We start from the raw sequence: 16,969 nt of genomic DNA on the forward strand, positions 1-16,969 counted from the left end.
ACTTCGCAGGAGTTCGCATGGCCCAGTCGCCGCTGCCCGATCCGACCCGCCGCACGTTCCTCACCGGGGTGGGGGCCACCGGAATGCTCGCCCTGCTCGCCGCTTGCTCCTCAGGCACCACCGACGAGGCCGGACCCGGCACCAGCTCGTCCGCCGACTCCGGCGAGCGCCGGAAGGGCGGCACCGTCACCGTCGGCATCCCGGCGCCGCCCACGGCCGTCGACCCGGTGACGATGTACGACGGGTCGGCGATCATCGTCGTCCAGCAGGTCGCGGAGTACCTCATCTGGCTGGACAGCGACCTGAAGCTCGTGCCGAGCCTGGCCACGAAGTGGAGCTCGGAGAACGACGGGAAACGCTGGGCGTTCACGCTGCGCGACGGCGTCACCTTCTCCGACGGCACCGCGTTGACCGCCGCGGCGGTCAAGGCGTCGTTCGACCGCATCCTGGACCCGAAGAACAAGTCGTCCGCGCTGTCGGCGTTCGACACGATCCTCGCGCAGGGCGGTGTGAGCGTGCGGGGGGCCGACACCGTCGTGTTCACGCTGCAGCGCGCATTCTCCGACTTCCCGTACCTGGTGTCGGCCGGCAACTACAACGCGGTGATCCTCAAGGAGGACTACGCCGGCAACTTCACGAAGAACCCCGTCGGCACCGGGCCGTTCCTGCTCAAGACCTATGACACGTCGGCCGGGGCGACCCTGACCCGCAACCCGTCGTACTGGCAGAAGGGCAAGCCGTACGTCGACGGCGTCCGGATCCGGTTCTACGCCGACAGCCAGGCTCAGACGCTGGCGCTGCAGGGCGGTTCGGTGGACATCCTCGGCCTCACGCAGATCGCCGACATCCCGGCGGGCGGGAACATCGCGATCGACAAGACGCCCGGCACCGCCCTCACCACCTTCACGCTGCGCACCGACAAGGCACCCTTCGACAAGAAGGAGGTGCGGCAGGCCGTCGCCTTCGGCATCAACCGGCCCGGCGTGAACTTGGCGGCCCAGAACAGCATCGGGCAGATCGGCAACGACCACCTGCTGGCCCCGCTGTTCCCCGCCGCGCCGAAGGACATCGCGCAGCGGGCGCAGGACCGCGCGAAGGTGAAGGAGCTGCTGCAGCAGGCGGGCGTCAGGAACCTGTCGTTCACACTCACCTATGACCCGCCGAACAAGAACTGGGCGCTGGCGATCCAGGACCAGCTCAAGCAGGTCGGCATCACCGTCGAGCTGGACCAGCAGACGTCACAGGCGTTCTACGGCGGCGACCAGGAGAAGGACACCCCGTGGTTGTTCACCACGGCGAACCTCGTCGGCTGGGCCGGACGGGCGATCCCCAGTCCGCTCATCGCGCCGATGGTGACGAGCAAGGGCGTGTGGAACGGTTCCAAGTACGCCAACAAGACCCTGGACGACGCACTGCTCGCCTACGACGCGGCGACGTCCCAGGGCGAACGCGATGCGCAGGCCGCGATCATCGCGAAGGCGTTGCACGAGGACGTCCCCGTCATCGTGTCGGTGTGGAACGGCGCCGCGCGTGCCTACGACCGGACGACGTTCCGCGGCGTCCGGGCGCACCCGTCGTCGTACCTCGACCTCACCGACGTCTCCCGGGTCTGACCCGTGGTGCGGATGCTGGCCCGCCGGCTGCTCGCGCTGCCGGTGGTCCTGCTCGCCGTCTCGGCGCTCGTCTTCGTGGCCACGCAGGTGCTGCCGGGCGACGTCGCCCGTGTCGTGCTGGGCCGCGATGCCTCCGACGAGTCGGTCCGCACTCTGCGCCGGCAACTGCACCTCGACGACCCGTTGGCCTCGCAGTACCTGCGGTGGCTGGGCGACTTCCTGACCGGCGACTGGGGCACCTCGTACACGCTGCAGGTGCCGGTGCGCTCGCTCGTCCTCGACCGCCTCGGCAACAGCCTGCTGCTCGCCGGCGTGGCGTTCGTGCTGCTGATCCCGGTGTCGCTCGCCCTCGGCGTCGCCGCCGGGCTGAAGCACGACCGTCCGCTGGACCGGGTGATCTCGACGGTCGGGCTGGCGCTGGCGGCGATCCCGGAGTTCGTGACGGGCGTGATCCTGCTGGTGGTCTTCGCGGTGTCGCTGCACTGGTTCCCGGTGTCCGGGCAGGCGCCGGACGGCGCGAACCTGCCCGACCGGCTGTACCACCTGGTGCTGCCCGCGATCAGCCTCGTGCTCCTGTGCACGGGTTACGTCGCCCGGCACGTCCGCGCCAGCACGATCACCACCGTCGAGAGTCCGTACGTCCGTGCGTCCGTGTTGCGCGGCCTGTCGTGGCGTCTCGTCGTGCGACGGCACGTGCTGCGCAACTCCACCGTCCCGGCGACCGCCGCGCTCGGCGTGCAGGCGCAGTTCCTCCTCGGCGGGTTGGTCGCGGTCGAGCTGCTGTTCGACTATCCCGGCATCGGGGCGCTGTTGCTGTCGTCGGCCCTGGACAAGGACCTGCCGACGCTGCAGGCGTCCGCCATCGTGCTCGGGCTGCTGTTCCTGCTGGTCATGCTCGCCGTCGATGTCGCCTACCGGCTGCTCGACCCGCGCATCCGCGCGGCGGGGGTGACGTCGTGAGCGTGGTGCTCAACAAGGACGCCCCGGTGGCGGTGCCGGAGGTCGTCACGCCGGCAACCCGGCGTCGGCGTCCGGTCGCGCTGTCGGCGGGACTCGCGGTCGTCATGGCGTGGGTGGTCGTGGCGATCGCCTGGCCGTGGCTGGTGCCGCACGACCCGGCCGACTTCAGCGCCCGCCGCTTCGCGGCGCCGGGTAGCGAGTTCCTGCTGGGCACCGACCAGTTCGGTCGCGACACGTTCTCGCGCATGCTGGCGGGGGCGCGCCCGGTGCTCGAGGTCGCTCCCCTGGCCACGTTGATCGCCGTCGCGGGCGGCACGCTGCTGGGCCTGCTCGCGGGCGTCCTCGGTGGCGTGGTCGACGCCGTGATCATGCGGGTGCTCGACGTGGTGCTCGTCTTCCCCGCGATCATCGCGAGCATCCTGTTCGTCGCACTGCTCGGACGGTCGACTCCCGTGCTCGTGCTCGTCATCGGACTGTCGTTCGTGCCCATCGTGACCCGCAGCGTGCGCGCCGCCTCGCTCGTGCAGCGGGAGCTCCCCTACGTCGACGCCGCCCGGCTGCGCGGCGAACCGACGTGGTCGCTGCTGACCCGCGAGGTGCTGCCCAACGTCAACCGCACCGTCCTCGTCGAGGCGACGTCCCGGCTCGGCGACGCGGTGTTCGCCGCGGCGACGCTCTCGTTCCTCGGCCTCGGGCGTGCACCCGGCTCTCCCGACTGGGGCGCATCGGTCGCCGACAACCGGGCCTGGCTCGCCGTCGCCACGTGGACGGTGCTGGCCCCGGCACTCGCCATCGCGTCCCTCGTCGTGGCCGTTGCCCTCGTCGGTGACGAACTGCGCCGCCGGTTGGACATCTGATGGCCGGCATCTCCGTCCGCGGCCTGTCCGTAGGATTCTCCGACCGACACGGCACCACGCAGGTGCTGCACCGCGTCGACGTCGACTGCGCTCCCGGACGGATGCTCGGCGTCGTCGGCGAGTCGGGCTCCGGGAAGACCACCCTCGGGCGTGCACTGGGCAACGCACTGGCCGACAACGCCGTCGTCGACGGTCACGTCGAGATCGACGGCGTCGACGTGCTCGCGCTGCGCGGCAGGTCCCTGCGGGAGTGGCGGGCGTCGTCGCTGGCGGTCGTCCACCAGGAGGCGGGGGCGTCCCTCGACCCCACCATGCGGGTCGGCGCGCAGCTGGCCGAGGTGCTCGAGCTGCACGGTGTGCCGCGCTCGCGCCGCCGCGACGAGGTGCGGGCGCTGCTCGAGCGCGTCCGCCTGCCCGCCGATGCGGCCGGGCGCCACCCGTTCCAGCTCTCCGGCGGCCAGCAGCAGCGCGTCGTCATCGCCGCGGCCCTGGCCGGGCGTCCGCGCCTGCTGCTGCTCGACGAACCCACCACGGGTCTCGACGCCTCCGTCGAGGCCGGGGTGCTCGCGCTCATCGAGGAACTGCGGGTGCAGCTCGAGTGCGCCGTCGTGCTCATCAGCCACGATCTCGGGCTCGTCGGCGAGCTGTGCGACGACGTCACCGTCCTGCACGGCGGACGGGTCGTCGAACAGGGCCGCGCCCGCGACGTGCTCACCCGGCCGCAGCACGAGTGCACGCAGGCGCTGCTGCGGGCGGTGCCGCGCCTGGGAGTCTCGCGCCACGAGGCCCGCCTCACCGGGACCGGCGAGCCGGAGCCGGCCACGCCGCCGGGCGACGTCCGTCTCGACGTGCGCGGTCTGCGGCGCGCCTACCGCGGACGGGTGGCCGTCGACGGCCTGGACGTCACCGTCCGCGCCGGGGAGGTGCTCGGTCTCGTCGGCGAGTCGGGCAGCGGCAAGTCGACGCTCGCGCGGGCGATCGCCGGCCTGGGACCGTCCGGTGAGGGCGAACTCCTCCTCGACGGCGAAACACTGGCGCCAAAGGTCTCACGGCGTCCCGCGCGGGTGCTGCCGCGGCTGCAGATGGTGTTCCAGCAACCGGACGCCACGCTCAATCCCGCGCACACCACCGAGCGGGTGCTGGCACGAGCGGTGCGGACGCTGCACGGCACCCGGACCCCGGACGAGCTGGCCGACTGGGCGCGACTCGAGCCGTCGTTGCTGCCCGCCCGCACCACCACGCTGTCGGGTGGCCAGAAACAGCGGGTGGCCATCGCCCGCGCCTTCGCCGGGTCGCCCGAGCTCGTCGTGCTCGACGAGCCGGTGTCGGCCCTGGACGTCAGCGTGCAGGCCGAACTGCTCGACCTGCTCGCCGACACCGCCGCCCGCGACCGGACCGCCTATCTGTTCGTGTCCCACGACCTGGCCGTCATCAGCTACCTCGCCGACCGCGTCGCGGTCATGTATCGCGGCCAGGTCGTCGAGACCGGCACCACCGCGCAGGTGATCGACGGACCGCACCACCCCTACACCGCCGAGCTCGTCGCGGCCGCGCAGCGGCGCCCGACCGGCGAACCCACCGACCGGGACGCCGTCACCGCCACCGGGTGCCGGTTCGCCGACCGCTGCCCGTTCCACCTCGGCGCGGTCTGCGACACCGAGGCGCCCCCGCTGCGCGAGACCACCGACGGGCACGCCGTCCGCTGTCACCTGCCCGCCGCCGACCTCCCCGTCCGACCGAAGGAGAGCAGCCCCGCATGACCGCCACCACCGCCACACCCGAGAACGAATTCGCCGACCTGCCGACCGCCGTGACCGTCCAGCGCCGCTGGTTCACCGCGTCGGTCGGCGGTCATGTCAGCGCCGTCGTCTGGGGCGCCGGCACCCCGGAGGTCGTCGTCGTGCCCGACACCGGCGTCACAGCGCGTGACCTCGACGGCCTCGGCGAAGCCCTGCAGCCCGTTGTCCTGATCGACCGGCTCGGCACCGGACGCTCCAGCGGGCCGGCGCCGTCGACCCCGGCCCGCGAGGCCCGTCCGCTCGCCGAGGCCGTGTGGTCGTTCGCCAACCGGGCGACCACGCTCGTCGGTCTCGGCGAGGGCGGCGCCGCCGCCGCGCTCGCCGCGGCCGCGCGCACCCGCACCGTCACCCACGTCGTGCTCGTCGGCGCCGCGGCCCCCGAGTCCCCGAACCCCGCCCTGGACGAGAAGGGCATCACCGTCACCGCTCACCCGGACGTCGACGCGGCGAGCCCGTCCGCCGTCGCCGCCCTGCTCGACCCCACCGAGGAGATCGCATGACCGCCACCACCGACCGCACCGAGAACATCACGCTCATCGACCTGGGCCGCGCCCTCGACGGCGACCGCGCCGAGCTGGACCGGCTCAAGTACGCCGGCCAGGACCTAGGCATCATCCAGGTCGTCGACCACGGGGTCGACCAGCAGCTCGTCGAGGACTTCCACGACCGCATCGCCGCGATCCTCGCGTTGCCGCGCGAGGAGAAGATCGCGCTGGCCAGCCCGACCGGCCACCCGTACCGCGGGTGGCGGCAGTGGCCCGACGACTTCGGCCGCCTCGAACTCGAGCGCTTCACCTTCGGCAAGTACGACTCGGCCGACGACGCGCGCGCCGCCGGACTCGAGCCGGAGTACAGCCTCGAGTACGCCCACGCCAACGTGTGGCCACCGCAGGACCCCGGCCTGCGCGACGTCGTGACGGCCTACCACGCCGCTGCGGACGGCTTGGCCCGCCGGGTCCTCGCCGCCTACGCCCTCGCCCTGGGTTTCGAGCCGACCGTGTTCCCGGTCGGCGACGGTCCCGACCACAGCCGCCTGGTCGTCAACAACTACCCGACCTGGACGTGGGACGGCTACGACGCGTCCGCCCCGGACGAGCAGAAGCTGCTGCTGCTCGAGCACGCCGACGGCAACGTCCTGACCGTGCTGCACCAGCGCGGTGACTACGACGGACTGCAGGGCCAGCGCGAGGACGGCACCTGGATCACGGTCCCGATCGTGCCCGGTGCGCTGCAGGTGTTCTCTGGCAGCAACCTGGCCCGCTGGACCAACGGCGTGCTCAAGCCCGGACGCCACCGCGTCGTGGCGGGCGGGAGCGTGACCCGCTTGTCCTCGGGCATGTTCTGGAGCCCGCGCGTCGACACCACCATCGCGCCGCTGCCCGAGTTCGTGGGCGACGGCGAGGAGGAGTTCGACCCGGTGCTCATCTGGGACGGCGTCAAGAACGACGTCGAGGAGTACCTCGCCGTCTTCGGCCGTCCCGAGCAGATCGCCGCGTGGCGTGAGGGCCGCCCGTTCGTCGCCCCGCTGGCGTCCGCGTGACGGTACGGGCCTCGCGCCGCCACCCGGTGCCCCCGGACGACCTCACGTGGGAACCGGCGCAGCGGCACGTGCGCGGCGAGCTCGACGGCGTCACCGTCGTCGACTCGCCGCACCCGGTGCTGGTGTGGGAGCCCGCTCCCGCCGTCCCGGTTCCGCTGTACGCGTTCCCGGCGGCGGCCGTCCGCACCGACCTGCTGGTGCCGGCCGCGACCCCCGGGTCGCGGCCCGGCGCGGGGGCCTGGTTCGACCTGCGCGTCGGTGACAGCCATCGGGACGCGATCGCCTGGCGCTACGAGAACACCGGCGAGCTGGACGGCCTCATCGCGTTCGACTGGTTCCGGCGCGGCCGCCCCGGCCTCGACCACTGGTTCGAGGAGGACGAGGAGATCGTCGGCCACCCGCGTGACCCGTACAAGCGGGTCGACGCGCTGCCGACCAGTCGCCACGTGGTCGTGCGGGTCGACGGCGAGGTGGTGGCCGACACGACGCAGGCGGTGGCCGTGTTCGAGACCCGCATGCCGGTGCGCTGGTACCTGCCGGCGCAGGACGTCCGTCTCGACGCGCTCACCGTCGCGGCCCACACGACCGTCTGCCCGTACAAGGGCGTCGCCGACGCCTTCACCGCTGCCGGCGGCGACACTCCCGGCCGCGACACCGGTGACACCGGCGGTGGCGCGGACGACATCGCGTGGCGCTACCGCGAACCGCTGCCCGCGGTGCGCGACATCCGCGACCGCATCGCCTTCTACGCCGAGCACCCCGCCGTGGAGATCGAGGTCGGCTCGCGCTGAGGCGTGGCGGGAGGGACGGGCGGACGCGGGGCGGGGGGCACCCGCGTCCGCCCGAGCACGATGGCCCCGAGCACGAGGGCGATTCCGGCGCCCTGCCAGGGCGTGAGCGTCTCGCCGCCGAGCGAGACGCCGAGCACGATGCCGGTCACGGGGTTGAGCAGGCCGACGAGCCCGACCATGCCGGCGGGCAGGTGCCGCAGGCCGGTGAACCAGCACAGGAACGCGACCGCGGTGGCGAAGACCGTGACGCCCGCGTACGCCGTGACCGCCGGGGCGTCGACGGACGGCGGGCCGCCCTCGACGACGAGCGCGACGACGAGCAGTGCCGTGCCGCCGGAGACGAGCTGCCACGAGGTGGTGGCCACGAGCGGCACGTCGTCGCGCCACCGCGTCGTGAGCAGTGCGCCGAGCGACGAGAGCAGCAGCGCCGTGAGCGAGGCGGCGACGCCCCGCAGGTCGGACCCCGCGACGGCGAGCTGCACGACGAGCACGACGCCGGTGATGCCGAGCGCGGCCCCGACGACGAGTCGGGTCGTCGGCCGCTGGTGCACCAGCGGCCACGCGATGATCATGAGCACGACCGGCGCGAGCGCCATGACGGACGCGGCGATCGAGGTCGGCAGCAGCTGGGCCGACACGTAGATCAGCACAAAGAAGGCACCGAAGTTGATCAGGCCGAGCACGGGCGCGCGCCACCACCACGAGCCGTGCGGCAGCCGCCGGGCGACGGCGAGCAACAGCAACCCGGCCGGCAGCGCCCGCAGCGCGGCACCCCACAGCGGGGCGCCGGCGGGCAGGTAGTGCTTGGTCACGTAGTAGACCGCGCCCCACATGACCGGCGCGAACGCCGTCACGACCAGCCAGCGCCATTTAGCTTCCATGGAAGGCACTTTACCTTCCGAGGAAGCTATTGTGTCAAACGTGGATCGTGTCGACGCCATCCAGGCGCAGTGGCGGACCGAGCGCCCCGAGCTCGACGTCTCCCCCATGGCCGTGATCGGCCGGTTGCACCGGCTCGGTGACCGGCTGCGCGCCGAACTGGTCACCCTCTACAACGAGTACGGCCTCGGCGAGGGCGAGTTCGACATCCTCGCCACGCTGCGGCGCAGCGGTCGACCCTTCCAGCTGGCCCCGGGCGAGCTCGCGAAGCAGACGATGGTCACCACGGGCGCCATCAGCAAGCGCCTGGACCGGCTGGAGGCGTCCGGGTTCGTCCGCCGTCAGGACGACCCGTCCGACGGCCGCGGCCGGGTCGTCCGCCTCACCGCCGCCGGGCGGCGCGTCATCGACCAGGCCTTCGAGGCGCACATGCGCAACGAGGCGCGGCTGCTGGCTCCGCTGTCGGCGGCGCAGCGCACCGCCCTCGAGCGGCTGCTGCGCGCCTGGGCCGACGGCCTCGACGACTAACCCCACCGATACGGTAGACAAATGTTCGAGGAGCACGGCACCCCCGCGGACGAGGTCCTGCGGGAGCTGCGGGCCAATCGTCACGACGACGCCCCGTGGCGCGAGGGGCGCATCTTCAGCCTGATCTTCCATCCCGACGACGAGCAGCTCGAACAGCTCCTGCGCGAGGCGGCGGAGGAGTACCTCGCCGAGAACGCGCTCAACCCGTTCAAATTTCCGAGCCTGGCCCGGCTCGAGCAGCAGACCGTCGACGCGCTCGCCGGGCTGCTGCACGGACCGGCCGGCGCCGGGGGCCTGACCAGCGGCGGAACCGAATCGATCTTCGTGGCCGTGTCGGTCGCACGCGACGTCGCCCGCGAGCGCGGCATCGCGAACCCCTCGATCGTCACCGGGCTCACCGCCCACCCCGCGTTCGCCAAGGCCTGCCACCTGCTGGACGTGCGCCAGGTCCGGGTGCCGCTGACCGACGACATGCGGACGGACGCCGACGCCGTCCGCGCCGCCATCGGCCCCGACACCGCGCTCGTCGTGGCGAGCGCGCCGAGTTACCCGTACGGCGTCGTCGACCCGGTGCCCGCCATCGCCGCGGCCGCGGCCGAGGCCGGCGTGCTGTGCCACGTCGACGCCTGCCTCGGCGGGCTGATCCTGCCGTTCTGGGAGCAGCTCGGCGAGCCGGTGCCGCCGTGGGACTTCCGCGTCCCCGGCGTCACCAGCATCAGCGCGGACGTCCACAAGTACGGCTACAGCTTCAAGGGCGCGTCCGTCGTGCTGTTCGCCGACGAGCAGCTCGCAGCGCGGCGATGGTGGTTCGACGAGGACGTGTGGGGCGGCGGTCTGTACGCGACGCCGACCCCGGCCGGCACCCGTCCGGCGCCGCCCATCGCCGCGGCGTGGGCCACGCTGCGCCACCACGGCCACGACGGCCTGCGCCGCAAGGCGGCGGCGACCGTGCGGGCCACGCGGACGCTGGTCGACGGGGTCGGGGCGATCGACGGGCTGCGGTTGAGCGCGGTGCCCGACGGCCCCGTCGTCCGGTTCACGAGCGACGAGCTCGACATGGCGGCCGTGGCCGACGCGATGGAGCAGCGACGGTGGTGGCTGAACCGCCAACCGGGTGCGCTGCACGCCATGCTGTCGCCGTTCCACGCCCGTGTCGTCGACGACCTCGTCGCCGACCTGGCGGACTCGGTCGCGGAGGTGCGCGCAGGCCGCACCAGTGCGGGGACGACCGCCCGCTACAGCGGCCCGGGGGACGCCACGACCCCGCGCTGACGCAGCAACCGGCCCGCGCCCTCGGCGAACCAGTACGCCTCCTCCAGGTGCGGCTGGCCCGAAAGGATGGCGTGGTCGATGCCGAGCGCGTGGTACTCCTCGAGGCGCTCGGCGACCTCTTCGTGGCTGCCGACCACCGCGGTGCCGGCACCCCCGCGGGCGAGGCCGTACCCCGCCCAGAGGTTCGGGTAGATCTCGAGTTCCTCGCGGCTGCCGCCGTGCAGGGTCTGCATACGCTGCTGCCCGACGGAGTCCATGGCCGCGAGCTGCTTCTGCACCGCGGCGACGCGCGCCGGGTCGAGGGCGTCGACCATGCGCTGCGCCTCGTCCCACGCCAACGCCGACGTGCCGCGACCCAGCACGTGCAGCCGGATGCCGAAGCTCAGCTCCCGGCCGGCCGCGGCCGCCTTCTCGCGCATGCGATCGAGCCGCTCCTTGATCTGCGGCGGCGTCTCGCCCCAGGCGAGGTACACGTCGACGTGCTCGGCGGCGACCTGCTCGGCCGCCGGGCTGGCCCCGCCGAAGAACAGCGGCGGCAGGCCCCATTCGCTCAGCCGTGCGGTCGCGCCCTGGACCCGGTACTGCGGGCCCTCGTGGTCGAACGGCTCGCCGCTCGACGCGCCCCGCAGCACGGTCAGGAACTCGGCCGTCCGGGTGTAGCGCTCGTCGTGCGCGGTGAAGTCGCCGAAACGGCGCTGCTCGACCGGGTCGCCCCCGGTGACGATGTTCAGCAGCAGCCGGCCGTTGCTGATGCGCTGGAACGTCTGCGCCTGCTGAGCGGCCAGCACCGGGTTGATGAAGCCGGGACGGAACGCGACGAGGAACTTCAGCCGGGACGTCACCTGGCTGAGCGCGGCCGTGGTGAGCCACGCGTCCTCGCACCACGACCCGGTCGGGGTGAGGACGGCCTCGAAACCGAGCTGTTCGGCCGCCTGCGCGAGCTGGGTGAGGTAGCCGATGGTGGCCTCGCGCTCGATCGCGGCCGACTCGCCCTGACCGCGGTCGCCGGCGTTGCCGGAACCGACGATGCCGCGACCGTCGCCGTTGGTGGGCAGGTACCAGTGCAGCTGGAGTGACACGGCGTTACCTCGAGGTCGGATCGGTGCGGCGGTGCAGCAGGCGCAGCAGGCTGTCGAGCACGATGCCGACTATCGCGATCATCACGATGCCGCTGAGCAGCAGTGACATCTGCAGGTTCTGCCCCGCCGCGTTGATGAGGAAGCCCAGGCCGCTGGTGCTCGCGATGAGTTCGGCGGCCACGACACAGGTCCAGGCACCGCCCATGGCAAGGCGCATGCCGGTGATGATCACGGGCAACGCCGCGCGCAACCGCACGGTGAGCAACGCCCACAGCGGTGACGCGCCGAGACTGCGGCTGGCCTGGACGAGTTCGTTCGGGACCGCGTCCAGCGCGGTGACCGTAGCGATGATCATGATCGGGGCGACGCCGATGACGATGAGGACGGTCTTGGGTGTGTCGTCGATGCCGAGCCAGACGATCAGCAGCGGCAGGAACGCCAGCGGCGGCAGCGGCCGGGTGAGCTCGATGATCGGGTCGACCATGAAGCGCACCACCCGGATGGAGGCCATGGCACCGCCGACGGCGACGCCGATCACGACGCCGATGGCCCAGCCGCCGACGATGCGCTTGGCGCTGTCGAACGTGTGCCCGAACAGGGTCTTGCCGTCGACCTGCGGGTAGTCGTTCCACAGGTAGTGCCAGAACGTGCTCGCCGTGGCCGGCACCGTCGGCAGGATCGCCGAGTCGTCCTTGACGAGCGCGGCGGTCTGCCAGATCGCCAGGAAGACGAGCAGGCCGAGCAGGCCGTAGCCGATGCGCGCCCAGGAGAAGGACCGCCGCTGCCGGGTCTCGGCGAGGGCGATGACCTCGTCGTCGGCGCGGGTGGCCGCGCCGCTGTCCGTGGCTGTCATCGGCCGACCTCCTGGTGTTCGAGCGCCTCACGGATCTCGCGCTTGATGCGCACGAACTCCAGCGTCTCGGTGGTCTCGATGGTGCGTGGCCGGGGCAGGTCGACGTCGAGCAGCAGGCGGGCCCGTCCGGGGCTGCCGGTCATGACGCACACGCGGTCGCCCAGCAGCGCGGCCTCCTCGACGTCGTGGGTGACGAAGACGATGGTGATGCGCTCGCGCTGCCACAGCTCGAGCAGGAACTTCTGCATCGCCACCCGCGTGATCGCGTCGAGCGCACCGAACGGCTCGTCCATGAGCAGCAGCTTCGGCTTGTTGATCAGCACCCGCGCGAAGGCGGCGCGGTGACGCATGCCGCCCGACAGTTCGTGCGGGTACGAATGCATCGCCTTGCCCAGCCCCACCGTCTCCAGGATCTCGACGGCGCGGTCCTTCGTCTCCTTGCCGCTCTCGCGGCGGGCGCGCGGTCCGTAGAGGACGTTGTCGAGCACGGTCAGCCACGGGAACAGGTTGGGCGTCTGGAACAGCACGCCGCGGTCGGCGCCGGGCCCGGTCACGCGCTTGTCGGCGACGAGCACCTCGCCGCCGTCGACGTCGGAGAAGCCGGCGAGCAGGTTCAGCAGCGTCGACTTGCCGCAGCCGGACGGGCCGAGCAGGCACAGGAATTCACCCTCGCGGACGGTCAGGTCGAACCCGTCCAGGGCGAGGCGCCCCGCCGACTTGCGGTTGCGCCCGGCGAACTGCTTGCGGACGCCCTTGATCTCGACCGCGACGGGCGCGCGGACCTCCCGCGCGCCCACCGGCTTCTCCAGCGAGGTCATGCGCCGCAGCCGTCCTTGACCGCCTGCTGCACGTACGTCGGGTCGATCTTCGAGCCGATCTGGGCCTTCGTCGGCAGCGTGCTGATCCGGCCCTGCTCCTTGAGGAACTCACCGGTCTTGACGTAGGAGTCGGCGAGCTTGCTGTTCGATGCGTCCTTCTCGGTGCCGAACCAGGTGAGCTGGTCCTTGGCGGTGACGAAGGGCAGGTCCTTGGTGGCGGCGACGGCCGTGGCGGGCGTAGCGCCGACGAGCTTGGAACCGTTGGTGATGTACTTCTCGGCGTCGGCGCCGGCCGCCTTGGCCTGGGCGTTCATCATCTGACAGACCAGGTTCTGCACGGTCTTCTTGTTCTTCGTCGCGTACGAGTCGAGCACGACCAGCACGTTGAGCGAGGCGTACCCGAGCTTGGCGATCTGCTGCGCGGTGACGATCTGGCGGTTCTTCGAGTCCTTGAGCAGATCCTGCGCCTGGGCGACCTCGACGTACGCGGCGTCGATCTGGCCCGACTTGTAGGCGGCCTCCACGGCCTGCTCGCTCGGGAAGCCGACGACCTTGACCTTCGAGTCGAGGCCCTGCGTCTTCAACCAGCCCCGGATCTCGTAGTCCTCGGACGAACCCTGGAGGTCGCCCACCGTCTTCCCGGCGAGGTCGGAGTTCTGCTTCACGTCAGGGCCGACGATCAGCTGGGCGGCGTCGTAGTACTCGGCGAAGACGACCTTGAGCTTCGTGTCGTTGGAGATGGCGCCGGTGACCGGCGGGTTGCCGACGCCGGACGCGAACTGGAACGCGTTGCCGCGCAGCGACGCGAGCCCGGTCACACCGGACTGGATCGGGGTGAGCTTGAGCGTGGCGCCCACCTTGTCGGCGAGGTCGCTGTTGCCCTTGACCAGGACCTCGGGGCCGATGGTCGCGCTCTGGAAGTACCCGATGTCGATCTGGCTCCCGCCGCCGGCGGCGCTGTCGGAACCACACGCGCTCAGGGCGAGAGCGGCGGCCGAGACGACGGCCACGGCGACGGTGGTGCGGCGGAGGCGGGGACGAAGCTGCATGAGCGATTCTCCAGGGTGGGCCTGAGCGGCCGGCGATGGTCCGGTCGTGGTGCGGTCCTTGCGTCTCGAACCAAGTTGATATGTTGTCTACAGAATAAGTAGAAGTCAACGCAGCGGGACGTGACATGACCACCATCGACCGGACATCACTGAGCGCAACTCCCGAATTCGCCGCCACGCTCGACAGGCTCGCCCCCACCATCGGCGCCGAAGTGCACGGTGTTGATTTGCGCATTATCGCGCAAAAGGGACGAGGCAACTGGCTGCGGACGCTGCTCGCCCAGCACAAGGTGCTCGTGTTCCGCGACCAGTCCCTCGACCTCGACGCCCAGGTCGCCCTCGGCCGGTCGATGGGCGAGCTCACCGTGTCGCATCCCGTCGTCGTCGGGGCGACGTCCGACCACCCCGAGGTGTACGCCCTCGACAGCTACGACGGCGGACGCTCGGACGTGTGGCACACAGACGTCACCTTCATGCCCCGTCCGCCGATGGCGTCGGTGCTGCGGGCCGTGAACATCCCCGACGTCGGCGGCAACACGAACTGGGTCGACCTCGAGGCCGCCTACGACTCGCTGTCGCCCGCCGTCCGCGACCTCGCCGACACCCTCGTCGCCGAGCACGACGGCAGCCGCGAGTTCGCCGAGTACCTCGAGAAGCGGCGGCAGGGCGAGGGCAACACCTGGGACGAAGAGCCGGTGCGCAAGCTCGTGCCCGTGCCCCACCCGGTCGTGCGCGTCCACCCCGAGACCGGACGCCGCTCGCTGTTCGTGAACCCCGGGTTCACCACCCGCATTCGCGACGTCAGCGATGCCGAGAGCCGCGGCCTGCTCGACATCTTCTTCGCCCACCTGACCAAGCCCGAACACCTCGTGCGCCACCGTTGGCACGCGGGCGACGTCGTCATGTGGGACAACCGCAGCACCGCCCACTACGCCGACTTCAACTACGCCGACTTCCACCGCGTGATGCACCGGGTCACGCTGCGGGGCGACATCCCCGTCGGGGTGCACGCCGCCTGACACAACGAGGCCGGGCGCGACGCCGGCCTCCGCGCGAGCTGCGGCACGCCGATTTCTTCGCGGTGGCCGACCTCGGCGACGTGGTCCACGCACCCGGGTGGACCGCGATCTCCACCCACGGGTGGATCCGTCCGGCGCCGCCGGCCCGCAGGCTGGCCCCATGACAGCGACACTCCCCGAGCCCGTCGTCACCGTCCGCGGGCTGCACAAGAGCTACGGCGGACGGGAGGTCGTCGCGGGCGTCGACCTCGACGTCCGCGCCGGCGAGGTCGTCGGCCTGATCGGCGCCAACGGTGCCGGCAAGACCACGACCGTCGAGTGCGTTCAGGGACTGCGCCGCGCCGACGCCGGCACGCTGCGGGTGCTCGGGTGCGACCCGGCCCGCGAGACCGACCGGTTGCGGACGATGCTCGGCAGCCAACTGCAGAGTTCGGCGATCCCCGACCGGATGCGCGTCGGCGAGGCGATCACGCTGTTCGCCGGACGCGAGGCCCGCGACGCCGACGAGCTGCTCGAGCAGTTCGGTCTCGCCGAGCGACGCCGCTCGGCGTTCGCGGGCATGAGCGGCGGCGAACGGCAGCGACTGTTCCTGGTGCTCGCCCTGCTGAACCGGCCCCGCCTGGTCGTCCTGGACGAGCTGACGCAGGGCCTCGACCCGGCCGCCCGGCGCGACGTCTGGACCGCCGTGGCGCAGCTGCGCGACGAGGGCACCACCGTCCTGCTCGTCACGCACGAGCTCGACGAGGCCGAGGCGCTGTGCGAACGGGTCGTCGCGATGCGCGACGGACGGGTGCTCGACCAGGGCACGCCGGCGGAGCTCATCGACCGGCACGCACCGTGGGCGCACGTCCGGTTCGGATGGGACGCCGGCACCGCCGCCGCCACCGCCGCAGAGCTACAGCTGCTGCCCGGCGTCCGCCACGCGACCGTCCGCCACGGCCGCATCGAGATCGAGGGCCACCGCGAGTGCATCGCCCACGTCGGCGCCGAGCTCGTCCGCCGCGACCGCATCCCCGCCGACCTGCACGTCGACGTCCCCGACCTCGAGGACGCCCTGCTGCACCTGCTCGACAGCTCGCCCGCCCCGCAGCTCGAGAAGATCGGAGCCTGACATGACCGCCGCGACCGCCGCCCGTCCCGTCCCCGTCGCCCGCACCCGCCACCCGTCCGCCGTCCGCCGGCTCGTCACCGCCGAGCTGCGGCTGGCCACGCGCGAACCGATCGTGCTGACCTTCGTGCTCACGTTCCCGATCGTCACCATGCTGATCATCGGCAACTCGTTCGGCACCGATCCCGACCCGGCCTTCATGAACGCCGATCCCTCGCAGTGGTACGTCGCGTCGTACTTCACCGTGGTCGTCGCCGCGGTGGGGTTGATCATGATCCCGGTGCACCTCGCCGCCTACCGCGAGCGCGGCGTGCTGCGGCGCTTCGCCGCAGCGGGGTTCCCCCGGTGGTCGTTCGCCGTCGCGGTGCTCGTGCTCGGTCTGGTCACGGTGGCCGTCGCGGCGGTGGCGCTGTTGATCGTCGCGCTGCCGGTGTTCGGCATCCCCACGGTCGAGAGCGTGTGGCGGGTCGCGCTGGCCACCGTGCTCGGCGCCGTCGCGTTCGTCTCGATCGGCGTGCTGCTGGGGACGGCGCTGCCCTCGGCCCGCGCGGCGCAGGCGGTCGGGCTGATGCTGTTCTTCCCGTCGTTCCTGCTCGGCGCCGGCGGCCCGCCGCCGCGGGTGCTCGGCGACGCCATGCGCACCGTCGCCGACGTGCTGCCGCTCACCTGGGTCACCAAGGCGATCCGTGAACCGTGGCTGGGGTTGTCGTCCGCCACCCCGCAGCTGCTCGCCGTGGCCGTGCTCGCGGTCGTGACCACCGCGCTCGCCGTCCGCCGTACCGCGCTGTAAGTAGCATCCGCAGC

Annotated in this window: 17 protein-coding genes; 12 read left to right on the forward strand and 5 right to left on the reverse strand. The window is 72.0% G+C overall.

Translation table 11 applies throughout. The features are described from left to right. The first annotated feature begins 17 nt into the window (after positions 1-17). The 7 genes from ACYVP9_RS21800 to ACYVP9_RS21830 are packed head-to-tail and all read left to right on the forward strand — an operon-like array spanning position 18 to position 7,560. Positions 18-1,613 carry an ABC transporter substrate-binding protein gene (locus ACYVP9_RS21800; RefSeq protein ID WP_460607075.1) on the forward strand — a complete coding sequence of 532 codons (1,596 nt, stop codon included), beginning with the start codon at positions 18-20 and terminating at the stop codon, positions 1,611-1,613. A gap of 12 nt (positions 1,614-1,625) precedes the next feature. Further along, positions 1,626-2,573, forward strand: coding sequence for an ABC transporter permease (locus ACYVP9_RS21805; protein WP_460607250.1), 948 nt, complete (start codon positions 1,626-1,628; stop codon positions 2,571-2,573). Further along, positions 2,570-3,430 carry an ABC transporter permease gene (locus tag ACYVP9_RS21810; RefSeq protein ID WP_460607076.1) on the forward strand — a complete coding sequence of 287 codons (861 nt, stop codon included), beginning with the start codon at positions 2,570-2,572 and terminating at the stop codon, positions 3,428-3,430. The genes ACYVP9_RS21805 and ACYVP9_RS21810 overlap by 4 nt, the downstream gene beginning before the upstream one ends. Beyond that, positions 3,430-5,190 (forward strand): ABC transporter ATP-binding protein, encoded by a 1,761-nt coding sequence (locus ACYVP9_RS21815; protein WP_460607077.1) that lies wholly within the window; start codon positions 3,430-3,432, stop codon positions 5,188-5,190. Before ACYVP9_RS21810 ends, ACYVP9_RS21815 begins: the two co-directional genes overlap by 1 nt. After that, complete coding sequence (locus ACYVP9_RS21820; protein ID WP_460607078.1) at positions 5,187-5,729, forward strand: hypothetical protein; 543 nt, start codon at positions 5,187-5,189, stop codon at positions 5,727-5,729. The genes ACYVP9_RS21815 and ACYVP9_RS21820 overlap by 4 nt, the downstream gene beginning before the upstream one ends. Then, positions 5,726-6,769, forward strand: a complete 1,044-nt coding sequence (locus ACYVP9_RS21825; protein ID WP_460607079.1) for an isopenicillin N synthase family oxygenase — start codon at positions 5,726-5,728, stop codon at positions 6,767-6,769. The genes ACYVP9_RS21820 and ACYVP9_RS21825 overlap by 4 nt, the downstream gene beginning before the upstream one ends. Then, positions 6,766-7,560 (forward strand): DUF427 domain-containing protein, encoded by a 795-nt coding sequence (locus tag ACYVP9_RS21830; RefSeq protein WP_460607080.1) that lies wholly within the window; start codon positions 6,766-6,768, stop codon positions 7,558-7,560. The genes ACYVP9_RS21825 and ACYVP9_RS21830 overlap by 4 nt, the downstream gene beginning before the upstream one ends. Here ACYVP9_RS21830 and ACYVP9_RS21835 read toward each other — a convergent pair. After that, positions 7,515-8,441 carry a DMT family transporter gene (locus tag ACYVP9_RS21835; RefSeq protein ID WP_460607082.1) on the reverse strand — a complete coding sequence of 309 codons (927 nt, stop codon included), beginning with the start codon at positions 8,439-8,441 and terminating at the stop codon, positions 7,515-7,517. The two genes, ACYVP9_RS21830 and ACYVP9_RS21835, sit on opposite strands and share 46 nt — an antisense overlap. Here ACYVP9_RS21835 and ACYVP9_RS21840 point away from each other — a divergent pair. Next, positions 8,440-8,967 carry a MarR family winged helix-turn-helix transcriptional regulator gene (locus ACYVP9_RS21840; protein WP_460607083.1) on the forward strand — a complete coding sequence of 176 codons (528 nt, stop codon included), beginning with the start codon at positions 8,440-8,442 and terminating at the stop codon, positions 8,965-8,967. The genes ACYVP9_RS21835 and ACYVP9_RS21840 overlap by 2 nt on opposite strands. Before the next feature lie 21 nt (positions 8,968-8,988). Continuing rightward, on the forward strand, positions 8,989-10,239 hold the full coding sequence (locus ACYVP9_RS21845) for a pyridoxal phosphate-dependent decarboxylase family protein (RefSeq protein ID WP_460607084.1): 1,251 nt from the start codon (positions 8,989-8,991) through the stop codon (positions 10,237-10,239). On the opposite strand, the gene ACYVP9_RS21850 is transcribed toward ACYVP9_RS21845, so the two are convergent. The 4 genes from ACYVP9_RS21850 to ACYVP9_RS21865 are packed head-to-tail and all read right to left on the reverse strand — an operon-like array spanning position 10,203 to position 14,038. Next, a complete protein-coding gene (locus ACYVP9_RS21850; RefSeq protein ID WP_460607085.1) occupies positions 10,203-11,318 on the reverse strand; it encodes an LLM class oxidoreductase in 1,116 nt (371 codons plus the stop codon). The two genes, ACYVP9_RS21845 and ACYVP9_RS21850, sit on opposite strands and share 37 nt — an antisense overlap. A 4-nt stretch (positions 11,319-11,322) precedes the next feature. Beyond that, entirely contained in the window at positions 11,323-12,171 is an 849-nt protein-coding gene (locus ACYVP9_RS21855) for an ABC transporter permease (protein WP_460607086.1), read from the reverse strand. Next, positions 12,168-12,989, reverse strand: a complete 822-nt coding sequence (locus ACYVP9_RS21860) for an ABC transporter ATP-binding protein (protein WP_460607087.1) — start codon at positions 12,987-12,989, stop codon at positions 12,168-12,170. The genes ACYVP9_RS21855 and ACYVP9_RS21860 overlap by 4 nt, the downstream gene beginning before the upstream one ends. Next, a complete protein-coding gene (locus ACYVP9_RS21865) occupies positions 12,986-14,038 on the reverse strand; it encodes an ABC transporter substrate-binding protein (RefSeq protein WP_460607088.1) in 1,053 nt (350 codons plus the stop codon). Before ACYVP9_RS21865 ends, ACYVP9_RS21860 begins: the two co-directional genes overlap by 4 nt. A 125-nt stretch (positions 14,039-14,163) precedes the next feature. On the opposite strand from ACYVP9_RS21865, the gene ACYVP9_RS21870 reads away from it, so the two are divergent. The 3 genes from ACYVP9_RS21870 to ACYVP9_RS21880 all read left to right on the forward strand — a co-directional run bounded on the left by ACYVP9_RS21870 (position 14,164) and on the right by ACYVP9_RS21880 (position 16,955). Continuing rightward, entirely contained in the window at positions 14,164-15,057 is an 894-nt protein-coding gene (locus ACYVP9_RS21870) for a TauD/TfdA dioxygenase family protein (protein ID WP_460607089.1), read from the forward strand. Positions 15,058-15,217: 160 nt separating this feature from the next. Then, on the forward strand, positions 15,218-16,168 hold the full coding sequence (locus tag ACYVP9_RS21875; RefSeq protein WP_460607090.1) for an ABC transporter ATP-binding protein: 951 nt from the start codon (positions 15,218-15,220) through the stop codon (positions 16,166-16,168). 1 nt (position 16,169) lies between these two features. Further along, a complete protein-coding gene (locus ACYVP9_RS21880; RefSeq protein WP_460607091.1) occupies positions 16,170-16,955 on the forward strand; it encodes an ABC transporter permease in 786 nt (261 codons plus the stop codon). The last annotated feature ends 14 nt before the right edge of the window (positions 16,956-16,969 follow it).

The organism is Jatrophihabitans fulvus (genome assembly GCF_054781375.1).

Coding starts and splice junctions, on each gene's coding strand:
- ACYVP9_RS21800 (WP_460607075.1), top strand. CDS start 18: ATGGCCCAGTCGCCGCTGCCCGATCCGACCCGCCGCACGTTCCTCACC.
- ACYVP9_RS21805 (WP_460607250.1), top strand. CDS start 1,626: ATGCTGGCCCGCCGGCTGCTCGCGCTGCCGGTGGTCCTGCTCGCCGTC.
- ACYVP9_RS21815 (WP_460607077.1), top strand. CDS start 3,430: ATGGCCGGCATCTCCGTCCGCGGCCTGTCCGTAGGATTCTCCGACCGA.
- ACYVP9_RS21820 (WP_460607078.1), top strand. CDS start 5,187: ATGACCGCCACCACCGCCACACCCGAGAACGAATTCGCCGACCTGCCG.
- ACYVP9_RS21825 (WP_460607079.1), top strand. CDS start 5,726: ATGACCGCCACCACCGACCGCACCGAGAACATCACGCTCATCGACCTG.
- ACYVP9_RS21840 (WP_460607083.1), top strand. CDS start 8,440: ATGGAAGGCACTTTACCTTCCGAGGAAGCTATTGTGTCAAACGTGGAT.
- ACYVP9_RS21835 (WP_460607082.1), bottom strand. CDS start 8,441: ATGGAAGCTAAATGGCGCTGGCTGGTCGTGACGGCGTTCGCGCCGGTC.
- ACYVP9_RS21845 (WP_460607084.1), top strand. CDS start 8,989: ATGTTCGAGGAGCACGGCACCCCCGCGGACGAGGTCCTGCGGGAGCTG.
- ACYVP9_RS21855 (WP_460607086.1), bottom strand. CDS start 12,171: ATGACAGCCACGGACAGCGGCGCGGCCACCCGCGCCGACGACGAGGTC.
- ACYVP9_RS21860 (WP_460607087.1), bottom strand. CDS start 12,989: ATGACCTCGCTGGAGAAGCCGGTGGGCGCGCGGGAGGTCCGCGCGCCC.
- ACYVP9_RS21865 (WP_460607088.1), bottom strand. CDS start 14,038: ATGCAGCTTCGTCCCCGCCTCCGCCGCACCACCGTCGCCGTGGCCGTC.
- ACYVP9_RS21870 (WP_460607089.1), top strand. CDS start 14,164: ATGACCACCATCGACCGGACATCACTGAGCGCAACTCCCGAATTCGCC.
- ACYVP9_RS21875 (WP_460607090.1), top strand. CDS start 15,218: ATGACAGCGACACTCCCCGAGCCCGTCGTCACCGTCCGCGGGCTGCAC.
- ACYVP9_RS21880 (WP_460607091.1), top strand. CDS start 16,170: ATGACCGCCGCGACCGCCGCCCGTCCCGTCCCCGTCGCCCGCACCCGC.